Source organism: Paenibacillus sp. NMA1017 (assembly GCF_058895805.1).
The window spans coordinates 317,572-331,428 of the sequence record NZ_JBZXYR010000001.1 but is presented as its reverse complement, the minus strand read 5'-3'; the positions used below and the strand labels follow the sequence as shown (position 1 = coordinate 331,428).

General features: G+C 45.1%; 11 protein-coding genes. 10 read left to right on the top strand and 1 reads right to left on the bottom strand.

Annotation, left to right across the window (positions count from 1 at the left end; genetic code table 11):
* Positions 1–109: 109 nt before the first annotated feature.
* Both AC5ELV_RS01540 and AC5ELV_RS01535 read left to right on the top strand, forming a co-directional pair.
* Positions 110–661, top strand: coding sequence for a nitroreductase family protein (locus tag AC5ELV_RS01540; RefSeq protein WP_493428869.1), 552 nt, complete (start codon positions 110–112; stop codon positions 659–661).
* Positions 662–824: 163 nt separating this feature from the next.
* Positions 825–2,447: a YifB family Mg chelatase-like AAA ATPase gene (locus AC5ELV_RS01535; RefSeq protein ID WP_493428868.1), complete on the top strand. Its 1,623-nt coding sequence runs from the start codon at positions 825–827 to the stop codon at positions 2,445–2,447.
* 335 nt (positions 2,448–2,782) lie between these two features.
* Here AC5ELV_RS01535 and AC5ELV_RS01530 read toward each other — a convergent pair whose 3' ends face one another.
* Positions 2,783–3,211 carry an organic hydroperoxide resistance protein gene (locus AC5ELV_RS01530; protein ID WP_493428867.1) on the bottom strand — a complete coding sequence of 143 codons (429 nt, stop codon included), beginning with the start codon at positions 3,209–3,211 and terminating at the stop codon, positions 2,783–2,785.
* 147 nt (positions 3,212–3,358) lie between these two features.
* On the opposite strand from AC5ELV_RS01530, the gene AC5ELV_RS01525 reads away from it, so the two are divergent.
* The 8 genes from AC5ELV_RS01525 to hslU all read left to right on the top strand — a co-directional run bounded on the left by AC5ELV_RS01525 (position 3,359) and on the right by hslU (position 13,486).
* Entirely contained in the window at positions 3,359–3,829 is a 471-nt protein-coding gene (locus AC5ELV_RS01525; protein WP_025723281.1) for a MarR family winged helix-turn-helix transcriptional regulator, read from the top strand.
* Between the two features lie 338 nt (positions 3,830–4,167).
* The gene (gene sucC, locus AC5ELV_RS01520) at positions 4,168–5,328 is read left to right on the top strand and encodes an ADP-forming succinate--CoA ligase subunit beta (RefSeq protein WP_493428866.1); all 1,161 of its coding nucleotides are present in this window, start codon (positions 4,168–4,170) and stop codon (positions 5,326–5,328) included.
* Between the two features lie 49 nt (positions 5,329–5,377).
* A complete protein-coding gene (sucD, locus tag AC5ELV_RS01515; RefSeq protein ID WP_342428746.1) occupies positions 5,378–6,307 on the top strand; it encodes a succinate--CoA ligase subunit alpha in 930 nt (309 codons plus the stop codon).
* Between the two features lie 227 nt (positions 6,308–6,534).
* Entirely contained in the window at positions 6,535–7,653 is a 1,119-nt protein-coding gene (gene dprA, locus AC5ELV_RS01510; RefSeq protein WP_493428865.1) for a DNA-processing protein DprA, read from the top strand.
* A 356-nt stretch (positions 7,654–8,009) separates the two neighbouring features.
* Positions 8,010–10,112, top strand: a complete 2,103-nt coding sequence (topA, locus tag AC5ELV_RS01505; RefSeq protein ID WP_493428864.1) for a type I DNA topoisomerase — start codon at positions 8,010–8,012, stop codon at positions 10,110–10,112.
* Positions 10,113–10,139: 27 nt separating this feature from the next.
* On the top strand, positions 10,140–11,480 hold the full coding sequence (gene trmFO, locus AC5ELV_RS01500) for an FADH(2)-oxidizing methylenetetrahydrofolate--tRNA-(uracil(54)-C(5))-methyltransferase TrmFO (protein ID WP_493428863.1): 1,341 nt from the start codon (positions 10,140–10,142) through the stop codon (positions 11,478–11,480).
* A 26-nt stretch (positions 11,481–11,506) separates the two neighbouring features.
* Entirely contained in the window at positions 11,507–12,049 is a 543-nt protein-coding gene (gene hslV / locus AC5ELV_RS01495; protein ID WP_013309881.1) for an ATP-dependent protease subunit HslV, read from the top strand.
* A gap of 36 nt (positions 12,050–12,085) precedes the next feature.
* Positions 12,086–13,486 carry an ATP-dependent protease ATPase subunit HslU gene (gene hslU, locus AC5ELV_RS01490; protein ID WP_493428862.1) on the top strand — a complete coding sequence of 467 codons (1,401 nt, stop codon included), beginning with the start codon at positions 12,086–12,088 and terminating at the stop codon, positions 13,484–13,486.
* The last annotated feature ends 371 nt before the right edge of the window (positions 13,487–13,857 follow it).

Genomic DNA, 13,857 nt, shown 5'->3' with positions numbered 1-13,857 from the left:
ATGTGCAGGTTGACAGGAAGGAAAGCTACAGGTATATTTTATTGAGAATAGTTATCATTTTCATCTTAAAGGGAATATCTAGAAGTTGTACCTGTGAAGGAGGATTTACGTGACAAAGCATACCTTTAGTGAACATGTCATAGATGTAATTCAGGAACGCCGGACGATTAAACGATTTAAATCCGACTCCATCCCGGTAGATACGATCAAAGAACTGCTGGACGTCGCTGTGTGGGCTCCTAATCATAAAATGCGTGAACCGTGGCGTTTTCTGTTGTTTGCTGGTGAAGGACGGAAAAAGCTTGCAAAAGCAATTGCAGCCGATATCGGTAAGGACAACAAGTTTGAGAGCGGCATTTTGCACAACCCGATCCAGCTTTTAGTAGTGCTGGAAGAAGACCCGCGTCAAGCGGTTTGGGATGAGGATTTTGCAGCGGTCAGTGCGCTTGTACAAAACTTTATGCTTGCCGCATGGAGCAAAGGAATCGGAACGTTTTGGGTAACAAAGCCATTTTTGTATTCTCCTAAGTTCCGTGAGCCCTTGGGAATTCAACCGGGTGAGAAGGTAATCGGAATGATATATGCAGGCTATCCCGACGTTATCCCGGAATCGAGACCGCGTACTCCAGCAGCCGAAAAGCTGACCTTGTTTGACAAATAATCTGTCGTCAGATAAACTTAGTCAAGAATTTTGAAAGCATAGTTCGGAGCTGAAATTTCGAACATCACATTTGCAAAGAATGAAAATTTGGAAGCACCTTTTTTCATATATGCAATGATTCCCGAGAGGGAGCATTCCAATATGAGGAGAGGTGCTTTTTGATATGTATGGAAAATTACACGGAGCTTGTCTGTATGGAATAGATGGCGTTTTGATTGAAGTTGAGACTGATTTGTCCAATGGCTTGCCTCAAACAGCGATTATAGGATTGCCTGATTCGGCGATTCGAGAGGCTGTGGAGCGTGTCAGAGCAGCAATCAAAAACTGTGGCTTTAAATATCCGTCCCAGCGTGTCACGATTAATTTAGCTCCTGCTGATTTGCGTAAGGAAGGTTCATCTTTTGACCTTGCTATCGCTTTAGGGTTGCTAACAACCAGTGAACAGGTCGTTTTACCCGTGGGAGAACGGACACTGTTTATTGGCGAGCTGGCGCTGGATGGCAGTATTCGCCCTGTAAATGGGGTGCTGTCCATGGTTGATTTGGCCAAGCGAGAAGGATTCAACTCTGTGCTGCTTCCCCAGGAAAACGCAAGCGAGGCTCGTCTGATTACGGGTATACGTATTTACGCTATACGTCATCTAGCAGATCTTATTCCGATTGAAAATCGTGCACAAGGGACTGTTGATAGCCAAGCGACAAATCAGAGTGGTTCTGCCAGTAAACAAGTCATGATCTGTTCCTATGACCACTTACCTCAGGCAGAGCATATACCGTTGTGGTGTGAGAAAGAAGAGATAACTAGTAACATGGAGGATTACAGCGATGTGCTGGGTCAGCTGCACGCCAAGCGTGCGTTAGTCATCGCTGCAGCCGGAATGCATAATATCCTGCTTATGGGACCGCCGGGGGCTGGGAAAACAATGCTCATCCGCAGGTTGCCATCCATCCTTCCGCCTTTGACTGAAAAGGAGGCGCTTGAAGTCACCAAAGTATACAGCGCTGCCGGGAAGTGGAAGGAGTCATCGCCCCATCTGATGAATATTCGTCCCTTCCGTTCGCCTCATCATACGATCTCTGCTGCTGGTTTGGTGGGTGGGGGAGGTATGCCCAAACCAGGAGAAATCAGTCTTGCACACCGAGGGATTTTATTTCTGGATGAGTTGCCTGAGTTTAGCCGTCATGTACTAGAAGTGCTGCGCCAACCTTTGGAAGACCACAATGTTACGATCAGTCGTTCGCGAGCTGTTTTTAAGTATCCGGCGCATTTTTTACTTGCTGCCTCTTTAAATCCATGTCACTGTGGCTTTTTCGGAAATGATACGGAACATCAGCGCTGTACCTGTTCACCTGCAGCAGTAGCCCGCTACCGTTCACGTATTTCCGGTCCACTGCTGGATCGGATTGATCTTCAGCTTGAAGTATCGCAACCGAAGGATTGGCGGGAGGAAAAAGAATCATTGTCATCCGCTGAAATGCGAAGGCAGGTGCTGGCTGCTCAAGCGATACAAATCAACAGATACAGCAAGCTTCCCTTTTCATGGAATAGTGAGCTGTCCGGTCAGATGCTTCGTAAATATGCCGTATTAGAAAAAAATGCAGCGGAGTTGCTTGATCAGACAATGGACGCACTCGGTTTAAGCATGCGTGCGTATGATCGAATTCTCAAGCTTTCGCGTACCATTGCAGACTTACATGACTCAGAGAAAATTTTGACTTCACATGTGGCTGAAGCTATTCAATACCGCCATATGGATAGAGCAAATACCAGTTTTCCAGAAAGTTAAAAAGTCGATAAAATTAGTAGTTACAGTATGATCCTTTTTATGAAAGAGTTTTTCCAAAAGGTATGTACGAGAGAAAGTGAAAAAAGGCAAAAAAAAGCTCCAGACAAAAAGACCTGGAGAAGAAAAATAAGATTATGACAATAGTGATTATACTATGAGTATATCACTTTGGTATATACGATTATGCATCATCTCCCATGTAACTTGATGGAAAACAACAAGCCCCTCGACAAAAACGGTTGAGGGGCTTGTTGTGAAATTCATTCTAACGAGTACTATTAATTTAATGAAGAGAGATGAAGATGTCCCCCTACATATGCTAAAGAAAATCTCAGTTACAAGACGTTCAGTTTCACTTCAATATTACCGCGGGTAGCGCGGGAGTATGGACATTGTTCATGTGCGCCTTCCACCAGTTTTACTGCAGTTTCATGATCTACGCCTTTTACCAGTACGTCGAGGTTTACTCCAATTCCGAAGCCGCCGTCTTCCACTTTGCCGAAATGGACCGTAGCTTTTACTTCAGTACCTTCATGCTTAACACGTTGCATGCGAGCAACCATATTTAAAGCACTATCAAAGCAAGCGGAATAGCCTGCTGCGAACAATTGCTCTGGATTCGTACCTGCACCGCCTGCGCCGCCCATTTCTTTTGGGGTATCAATATCTAAACGAAGTTCAGGGGAAGAAGACTCGATATAACCGTTACGTCCACCAACCGCTTTTACTGTTGTTTCATACATTTTTTGTTGAATGGTCATCATAATCCAATCACTGCCTCTCGCTCAATTTATATTTTACACAATTAAATTTATCAAAATAATTATTGTTTGTAAAGTATTTTGTGCAATTAGCATGTATTTTATTATATAATGTGCTAAAATAATGACGAAAGTAGGTGATCAGACAGCATGGAAAACAATCATAATGAAGGTACAGCGTTAAAACTTGATAATCAGTTATGCTTTGCCATATATGCATGCTCCAGAGAGATTACGAAGCTATACCAGCCTTATCTGGAGAAGCTCGGTGTGACGTACTCGCAATATTTGGTACTTATCGTGCTATGGGAGCGTGAAGAGTGTACAGTGAAGGAATTGGGTGAGGCCCTATATTTGGACTCCGGCACACTAACTCCGCTATTGAAGAGATTGCAGAACGCCGGGCTTATCGATCGAAAGCGTTCCACTCAGGATGAGCGTAAGGTGCTGATTTCTTTGACGACAGAGGGAAGCGCATTGCGGGAAAAAGCTCTGTCTGTACCAGGATGCATCCAGGAAAAAACAAGTATGACTCATGATCAATTTGGGTCGCTTCTGCTCCAGTTCAATGATCTGCTCGATCGTGTTCATCAAGCGAATGTACAAATTGAAAAATCATAAGGTATTTTCAGTTGCTCTTGCGAATCTTATGACATGAGTTGTTCTCAGCTGAAAGAAAAAATACCTAATCATGCTTGAAGAATTAAAGTGCCTCTTAATGTGGATTAGGTAATCCCATGTTGAAGAGGTGCTTTTTTTGTGTGAATTTGTATTAAGAGTAATATCCAATAATATCCAAACATTCGATTTTGGGAATGATAATGATATCAAAATACTGTAATTCATGAGGTTAAATTATAAGGAAAGCGTTTTAAAAACATGTTACAATGATGTAGGTTTAGTATAGATTTCCTTGTGAACCGCCCTTGTTGCAGTCATGTTGATAGGAGGATTCCAGAATGAATATCCATGAATATCAGGGTAAAGAAGTATTGAAGCAGTACGGAGTGGCTGTACCGAACGGTAAGGTTGCCTATACGGTGGAGGAAGCCGTTGCTGCGGCAGAATCGCTTGGAAGCGCTGTTACGGTGGTAAAAGCACAAATTCATGCTGGTGGACGCGGTAAAGCGGGTGGCGTGAAAGTTGCCAAAGGTTTGGATGAGGTGCGGACTTTTGCTTCTGAAATTTTGGGCAAGGTACTGGTGACGCATCAGACCGGGCCTGAAGGTAAAGAGGTCAAACGCCTTTTGGTTGAGGAAGGCTGCGATATTCGTAAAGAATATTACGTCGGCGTTGTTGTAGATCGTGCGACTGGACGTATCGTAATGATGGCCTCAGAAGAAGGCGGTACGGAAATCGAAGAGGTGGCTGCAGCCACTCCTGAGAAGATTTTTAAAGCTGTTGTTGATCCAGCGGTTGGGCTTCAGGTGTATCAGGCCCGTAAGTTGGCATATGACATTAATATCCCCAATGAACTGGTAAACAAAGCGGTCAAGTTTATGCTGGCGCTATACGAAGCTTTTGTGGACAAGGACTGTTCGATTGCAGAAATCAATCCCTTAGTCGTTACGGGTGATGGGAATGTCCTGGCGTTGGATGCCAAACTGAATTTTGATTCTAATGCGTTGTTCCGTCACAAGGATATTTTGGAATTGCGTGATTTGGATGAAGAGGACGAGAAGGAAATTGAGGCATCGAAATACGATCTAAGCTATATTGCTCTGGACGGAAATATTGGCTGTATGGTCAATGGTGCGGGCTTGGCGATGGCAACCATGGATATTATCAAATATTACGGTGGCGATCCGGCCAACTTCCTGGACGTGGGGGGCGGTGCGACGACGGAAAAGGTAACCGAAGCGTTCAAAATCATTTTGTCCGATCCGAAGGTAAAAGGTATTTTCGTGAACATTTTCGGCGGAATTATGCAGTGTGACATCATTGCGAACGGCGTCGTGGAGGCTGCCAAACAGTTGGGGCTGACTCGTCCGCTTGTTGTCCGTCTTGAAGGGACGAATGTTGGGCTCGGCAAACAGATTTTAGCGGAATCCGGTTTGAATATCGTGGCAGCCGATTCTATGGCGGATGGCGCCCAAAAAATCGTTGAACTTGTTCAATAGCCTGTTTGCATTCCGATATGCCGAATAAACGATAGGGGATGTGAAGATCGTGAGTATTTTGGTCGATAAGCATACAAAGGTGATTACACAGGGGATTACGGGAAAAACGGCGTTGTTTCATGCCAAGGGTGCACTTGATTACGGTACACAAATGGTAGGTGGCACCTCTCCAGGTAAGGGGGGCACCGAGGTAGAAATTACACTGGAGAACGGACAACAGGTCAAATTGCCAGTGTTTAACACAGTGAGCGAAGCCAAGGAAGCTACTGGCGCCACAGCGAGCGTGATTTACGTGCCACCGGCTTTTGCAGCAGATTCCATTTTGGAGGCTGTAGATGCGGATTTAGATCTCGTGATTTGTATCACGGAGGGCATTCCGGTGCTTGATATGATCAGGGTCAAACGTTTTATGGAAGGTAAAAAGACCGTTCTGATTGGCCCTAACTGTCCAGGTGTTATTACACCAGGAGAATGTAAAATCGGTATTATGCCAGGTTACATTCATCTACCAGGTCATGTAGGCGTTGTGTCACGTAGTGGTACTTTGACCTATGAAGCAGTGCATCAGTTAACGACCCGAGGTATAGGACAATCTTCCGCGGTTGGTATTGGCGGTGACCCCGTTAAAGGTTCAGAATTCATTGACATTTTGCAACGTTTCAATGAGGACTCCAACACTCACGCTGTCATTATGATCGGAGAAATTGGGGGTACAGCCGAGGAAGAGGCTGCCGAGTGGATCAGGGACAATATGACGAAGCCGGTGGTTGGTTTTATCGGTGGTGTGACTGCGCCTCCGGGCAAACGGATGGGGCATGCAGGTGCCATTATTTCTGGCGGAAAAGGAACGGCCAAAGAGAAAATTGCCACACTTGAAGCCTGCGGGATCAAGGTGGCACCGACTCCTTCCGAAATGGGCTCGACACTGGTAAGTGTGCTGGAAGCACGTGGTATTTTGAATTTGTGCACGACACATTAAATCGTGTTCCTTCATTAATATACAAGCCATAAAACTGCATCGAAATTTGCCGCAGGCTAGTGTATAATGAAAGAAAGGTAAGCAACCTTTTTATCTTCTGAAACAGGGGATGAAAAGGTTGCTTTTTTTGCGTTAAGACAGGCTTATCAGGGAAACGCTTGCAAAATGATTCATTGTGCCACAAAATAAGGGAGGGTTCACTCTTCCGTGAATGGGGGAACCATAGTTTGGAAGAAAGATGGCTTTTGGTAGGCTTACATGAGTTAGAGGGAATCGGAAGAAAAACAATTCAGCGTATTTGGTCGAGTGACTATCAATTGCATGAGCTACTGCATTTTAGCGAACAGAAGTGGATCGAGATAGGGTTAAGCCCTGCTCAGGCACGCATTGCGGCCCAGTGTTACGATGAAGAATGGGTGCATGAACGATATCAGCGAGTTCAATCCGGTGATATTGGAACGGTAACTTATGTGGACGAGGATTATCCCCTATTAATGAAGGAAACAGTTGACCCACCTTGGGTAATGTATACAAAAGGGGATAAATCACTTTTGCATACATGTTCTGTAGCCATGGTAGGAACTCGCGTTCCCACCGCTTATGGACGTAGAGCAGCGGAGATACTAACAGAGGGATTATGTAATGCAGGGATTACAGTAGTTAGCGGATTGGCGAGAGGGATTGACAGTATTTGTCACGAAACAGCCCTGTGCCGGGGAGGAAACACGATTGGTGTACTGGGAACAGCGATTGATCAAATTTATCCTCCCCAAAATGCGTCTTTATTTGCAGAGATGGCTAGCAAAGGCTTGATCGTATCGGAGTATCCTCCAGGCACGAGGTCACATCCGGGAATGTTTCCACAACGTAATCGGATTATAGCTGGCCTAACGAAGGGAACGCTCGTCGTCGAAGCAGATGCAAGAAGCGGCTCTTTGATTACAGCTGATGCTGCGCTAGAGGCAAATCGAGATGTGTTTGCTGTTCCCGGACCCATTACCTCACCGAAGAGTAGAGGCACGCTGAGCTTGATTAAGCAAGGAGCCAAAACAGTCACTGAAGCTTCGGATATTATTGAGGAGTATGAAGCAGATTTGCGTACAAGGGAGGTTTCTTCATACAATAGAGAGCAGAGTCTTAATCTGAAGCAGGTCTCCAAAGTGCCAGAAAGTGAGACTTCCGAGGAAAACCGTGTCATACTGTTGCTCGAACAGGGAACCATGACACTGGATGAACTGCTTGATGCTACGGCATGGGATTTTGGACTTTTACACGCAGTTCTGTTATCGTTAATCATAAAAAAAAGGATTGCCCAGCTAGCGGGCACAAAATACAAGCTTATTTAGTAGTTGTTTTTGCAAAGTCCTTAGTTAGTAAATGCACAAATTTAATTTTAAACATCAGGTGGAGGGCAGTATGGCATTCATCCGCGCCGCGGATTCTTACTCCTTCCCCACTTCCTGAAATGTGTTGAATTTATAGCTCGTACTAGTGAAGCGTTGGATTTGAATCTGGAAAAGCGACAGCGTTCGCCTTTGTAATGGAATTCTAACTTTGTCGAAGGTTTTATAAAATCTAAGAATTCCGTTACAACAGCGATTGTAAGATCAATTCCACCGTGTAGCTCCTCTACGAACTATAGCTCACCACATTTCAGGAAGTCTATCATATTCATGTGTGTAATTGAGAGGAGGAAGAGCCTATGGCGGATTCACTCGTCATCGTGGAATCGCCTTCCAAGGCGAAGACGATCGGCAAATACTTAGGCAGTAAATATATCGTCAAGGCTTCCATGGGTCATATTAGGGATTTACCGAAGAGTCAGATCGGCGTAGAGGTCGAAAATGATTTTAATCCCAAATACATTACCATTCGAGGTAAAGGCTCAATTCTAAAAGAATTAAAGGATGCCCGAAAAAAAGTAAAAAAAGTATATCTGGCGGCTGACCCGGATCGTGAAGGTGAAGCTATTGCCTGGCATCTGGCGCATGCGCTGGAACTGGACGATACAGCAGATTGCCGTGTTGTATTTAATGAAATTACGAAGCAGGCTGTCAAAGATGCTTTTAAAACACCCCGCAAAATCAATATGGATTTGGTCAATGCTCAGCAGGCACGACGGATACTGGATCGACTTGTTGGCTACAAAATCAGCCCGTTGCTCTGGAAAAAGGTAAAAAAGGGTCTATCCGCTGGGCGTGTGCAGTCGGTTGCGGTGAAAATTATTTTGGATCGGGAAAACGAGATCAGTGAGTTTGTACCGGAAGAATACTGGACGATTACAGCTAAACTAGCTATTAAAGACAGCACCTTTGAAGCGAAATTTCATAAGCTGCGCGGTGAAAAGAAAGAACTCTCCAGCGAAGCAGATGTACAAGAAGTGTTGGAAGCTATAGGGAAATCGTCTTACAAGGTGCGCGACGTGAAAGAGAAAGAGCGTTTACGCAATCCTTCTCCTCCGTTTACAACAAGTTCCTTGCAGCAGGAGGCGGCTCGGAAGCTCAACTTCCGTGCATCTAAAACGATGTCTGTAGCTCAGCAGCTATATGAGGGTGTGGATTTAGGGAAAGAAGGGACCGTGGGTCTAATTACGTATATGCGTACGGATTCCACACGGATCGCCGCTTCAGCTCAAGAGGAAGCGAAAGAATTAATTATTCAAAAATATGGCGAATCTTTTGTACCTGAAACTCCTCGTCAATATTCAAAAAAAGCGGCCAACGCCCAGGATGCGCATGAAGCGATTCGCCCAACCTCTGCATTACGCGATCCGGAAACAGTTAAGCCGTTTATGAGTCGGGATCAGTTCCGTTTGTACAAATTGGTATGGGAACGATTCATGGCCAGCCAGATGGCTTCTGCTATTATGGATACTTTGTCCGTAGATATTGAAGCGGGTGAGACGATATTCCGGGCAGCAGGTTCTAAGGTTCGTTTTCCAGGTTTCATGAAAGTGTACGTAGAGGGAAATGACGACGGTAAAACCGAAGAAGATAAACTGCTGCCACCACTTCAACCAGGCGATAAATTAAAAAAAGAAGCGGTTGAGCCGAAGCAGCATTTTACACAACCGCCTCCCCGTTATACGGAAGCACGACTGGTGAAGACGCTGGAAGAACTGGGTATAGGACGTCCAAGTACGTATGCACCGACGCTGGAAACCATTCAGAAACGTGGGTACGTTGCTATTGAAGAGAAGAAGTTTTTCCCTACAGAGCTGGGCGAATTGGTCATCGAACAGATGGAGGAGTTCTTTCCAGAGATTCTGAATGTGGAGTTTACAGCTAATATGGAAGGTGATCTTGACCACGTCGAAGAAGGCGAAGGTAATTGGGTCAAGGTGTTGAGTGACTTTTACGAGTCATTCGAGAAGCGACTTGAAGTGGCTGAAGAAGAAATGAAAGAAATTGAAATAAAAGATGAAGTATCCGATGTCATTTGTGATAAGTGTGGCAGCCAAATGGTGTATAAGCTTGGCCGATTTGGTAAATTCCTGGCCTGCTCTGCTTTTCCAGATTGCCGTAACACAAAGCCAATTGTTAAGGATATCGGGATTAATTGTCCTACATGCGGTGAGGGCCATGTCGTCGAACGACGGAGTAAAAAAGGACGTGTCTTCTATGGATGTGACCGCTACCCGGAATGTGATTTTGTTTCCTGGGATAAACCGTCCATTAAGCCTTGTCCAAGTTGCAGTAGCCTAATGGTCGAAAAACGTACAAAACAAGGAACGAAGCTCAACTGTACTGTCTGCGATCACAGCGAAATGCTGGAAGAGAGCGATGAGAGCGTAGAGACTTCTTAAGAACAACAATAGCAGGGGGATTTAAACGTGAGTGAACTACAAAAGGTAACGGTCATTGGAGCAGGTTTGGCGGGCAGCGAAGCTGCCTGGCAAATTGCAAGCCGTGGAGTGCCAGTCAAGTTATACGAAATGAGGCCGGTTGTAAAAACACCAGCACATCATACAGATAAATTTGCCGAACTGGTATGCAGTAATTCCTTGCGGGCAAACGGCCTAACGAATGCAGTAGGCGTACTGAAGGAAGAGATGAGAATACTGAACTCCTTGATCCTGAGTGCAGCGGATCGTCATGCTGTTCCGGCTGGCGGTGCGTTGGCAGTGGATCGTGACGGATTTTCCGGTCATATTACTGATACGCTTCATCAACATCCTTTGATTGAGATTGTTAATGAAGAGCTTCAGGAAATCCCACAGGACGGTATTGTGGTCATTGCGACGGGGCCTTTAACTTCTCCAGCTTTGTCGGAACAGATTAAATCGCTGATGGGAGAGGAGTATTTTTATTTTTACGATGCGGCAGCCCCGATTGTAGAAAAGGACTCTATCGACATGAGCAAGGTTTATCTGGCTTCCCGTTATGATAAGGGAGAAGCAGCGTACTTGAATTGTCCGATGAACGAAGCAGAATTTGATGCTTTTTATGAGGCTCTGATTACGGCTGAGGTAGCGCAAGTCAAGGAATTTGAAAAAGAAATTTATTTCGAAGGCTGTATGCCCATCGAAGTGATGATGCAACGTGGGAAACAAACGGCATTGTTTGGACCGATGAAACCTGTGGGTCTCGTAAATCCACATACAGGTGAACTGCCCCACGCAGTTGTTCAGCTTCGGCAGGACAACGCCGCGGGAACGCTGTATAATCTGGTTGGTTTCCAGACTCACCTCAAATGGGGGGAGCAAAAGCGTGTATTCTCAATGATTCCAGGCCTCGAAGAGGCAGAGTTTGTACGTTACGGTGTGATGCATCGCAATACCTTTATTAATTCTCCACAGCAACTTCATCCAACCTATCAGTTCAAGGGAAGAAGTAATCTATTCTTCGCCGGACAAATGACCGGTGTAGAGGGATATGTGGAGTCGGCGGCTTCGGGTCTGTTGGCCGGGATGAATGCGGCGCGAGCAGCACGTGGACAGGAAATGTTTGTATTTCCTGCAGAAACGACATTAGGCAGCATGGCGCGGTATATTACGACCGCTGATTTTAAGCATTTTCAACCGATGAATGCAAACTTTGGTTTGCTTCCAAAGCTGGAGAAACGGATTCGCAACAAAAAGGAAAAAAATGAAGCTCTCGCTAATCGCGCGCTGGAAAGTTTGCACGGTTATATCAACGAAACGGGAGTTATGTCAGCTGAAGTACAGGCATAAGGATGAAGGAAAAGGAGGAGCGCGTTATGGATATGTCCTTTCATGCTACCACCATCTGCGCTGTACGCCACAATGGCAAAGGAGCTATTGCGGGTGATGGGCAGGTAACGTTCGGCAACAGTGTTGTGATGAAGCAGACGGCTAAAAAAGTGCGCAGATTGTATCGTGGCCAGGTCGTTGCGGGATTTGCGGGTTCGGTGGCGGATGCCATCACGTTATTTGAAAAGTTTGAAAATAAGCTAGAGGAACACCACGGAAATCTTCAAAGAGCAGCCGTGGAACTGGCCAAGGACTGGCGTCAGGATCGTATCCTGCGCAAGCTGGAAGCGCTCATGATTGTGATGGACTCATCCGGGATGCTGCTCATTTCTGGAGGCGGCGAAATTATCGAGCCGGATGATGATGTGCTTGCGATTGGCTCAGGTGGTAATTTTGCATTGGCGGCAGCCCGTGCTTTCAAACGCCATGGCTCTGGCATGGAAGCAAAGGACATGGCACGGGAAGCGCTAGAGGTTGCTTCGGAAATATGCGTGTATACGAACAATCAGATTATCGTGGAAGAACTGTAAATCGGCTCTGAGTATTCAAGGGTGGAGGAGTGCAAAATGAATAATCAATCGTTGACGCCCAGACAAGTGGTATCCGAGCTGGATAAGTATATTGTCGGACAAAAAGAAGCTAAAAAATCTGTTGCTGTTGCCTTGCGCAACCGCTATCGGCGTAGTAAGCTGCCGGATGATATTCGGGATGAAATTGTGCCTAAAAATATTTTGATGATCGGGCCGACAGGTGTGGGTAAAACTGAAATTGCACGTAGACTTGCACGGCTTGTGGGAGCTCCTTTTGTCAAGGTAGAGGCGACCAAATTTACAGAAGTGGGTTACGTCGGTCGCGATGTGGAATCCATGGTGCGTGATCTGATGGAAACCTCCATTCGCATCGTCAAGTCGGAACGAACAGAGAATGTGAAAGACAAAGCAGAGGATATGGCAAATGAACGGATTGTCAGCATCCTTGTACCTGCAGAAAAGTCAAACAAATCGCAACGTAATCCCTTTGAAATGCTGTTTGGCAATAACACGGGAACTTCGGTAGAAGAAGAACCACAACAACAGGATGGATCTTTGGCAGAAAAGCGCCGTAAGGTTAAATTCGATCTGCTGTCCGGTAAGCTTGAGGATGATGTCATAGAGATTGATGTGGAGGATACTGCACCCAATATGCTCGATATGTTTGCTGGGCAAGGGAATGAACAAATGGGTATGAATATGCAGGAGATGTTCGGAAGTTTTCTGCCCAAGCGGACAAAGAAGCGCAAGCTACCAGTCAAGGAAGCTCGCAAGGTGTTGATTCAAGATGAAGCCGCCAAATTGATCGATATGGATGATGTGATTCAGGAGTCTGTGAAGCGTGCTGAGCAATCCGGCATTATTTTTATTGATGAAATAGATAAGATTGCCAGCCAGGGTAAGGGTAGTGGCCCCGATGTGTCGAGAGAAGGCGTCCAGCGCGATATTTTACCTATTGTCGAGGGATCTACCATCATGACCAAATATGGTCCGGTAAGAACAGATTACATTCTGTTTATTGCTGCAGGAGCTTTTCATGTTGCCAAACCATCTGACCTAATCCCAGAGCTTCAGGGCCGTTTCCCAATCCGTGTGGAATTAAGTAGCCTGACTTTGGATGAGTTTGTGTCGATACTGACGGAGCCTAAAAATGCGCTGACCAAGCAATACACTGATCTACTCCGTACTGAGGAGATTGAAGTCGAATTTTCTGCGGAAGCGATCCGTGAGATTGCCAGCATTGCTGAGTCTGTAAATCGCAACACCGAAAATATTGGCGCACGTCGTTTGCATACCATTCTAGAAAAGCTGCTGGAGGATCTGTCGTTTGAAGCACCAGAGCTTACATTGGATCGTATGATCATTACCCCGGAATATGTACGTGAGAAGCTGGGAGATATTGCCCAAAACAGGGACCTTAGTCAGTATATTTTATGAATAGGGTTTCTAAAAATAGGGTGTGTGGTCCAGAATAACACTATCTTGCACCGTCGTTTAGACCTAGATAATGGTCAAGTTGATGATTTTTCTGTCTATTCCAAAAGTAGGACGTATAATCTTTTACAGGTGTAAAGTGCTAAGAAAACATTCATTTTCTTGAAAAAAACCTGAAAAATTTAACAATTTATGCATCTAAAGCCCTCTTTTTTAAAAAAGATAGGGCTTTTTTCTTATTGTAATTAGGTCCCAACTCTACGAAACTTAGAATATATGACAGAAAGTTATTATTTTCTACTTAAGACCTAAAAGAAATGTATAATTATGAAATTTTATTGTCGAAAAAAAGTGAAAAATCTTGTTTTATTGAA

Bases quoted from the DNA above. Each gene is read 5' to 3' on its own strand.
- hslV (WP_013309881.1), top strand. From the start codon at position 11,507: ATGGATATGTCCTTTCATGCTACCACCATCTGCGCTGTACGCCACAAT.
- sucC (WP_493428866.1), top strand. From the start codon at position 4,168: ATGAATATCCATGAATATCAGGGTAAAGAAGTATTGAAGCAGTACGGA.
- hslU (WP_493428862.1), top strand. From the start codon at position 12,086: ATGAATAATCAATCGTTGACGCCCAGACAAGTGGTATCCGAGCTGGAT.
- topA (WP_493428864.1), top strand. From the start codon at position 8,010: ATGGCGGATTCACTCGTCATCGTGGAATCGCCTTCCAAGGCGAAGACG.
- AC5ELV_RS01535 (WP_493428868.1), top strand. From the start codon at position 825: ATGTATGGAAAATTACACGGAGCTTGTCTGTATGGAATAGATGGCGTT.
- AC5ELV_RS01530 (WP_493428867.1), bottom strand. From the start codon at position 3,211: ATGATGACCATTCAACAAAAAATGTATGAAACAACAGTAAAAGCGGTT.
- AC5ELV_RS01525 (WP_025723281.1), top strand. From the start codon at position 3,359: ATGGAAAACAATCATAATGAAGGTACAGCGTTAAAACTTGATAATCAG.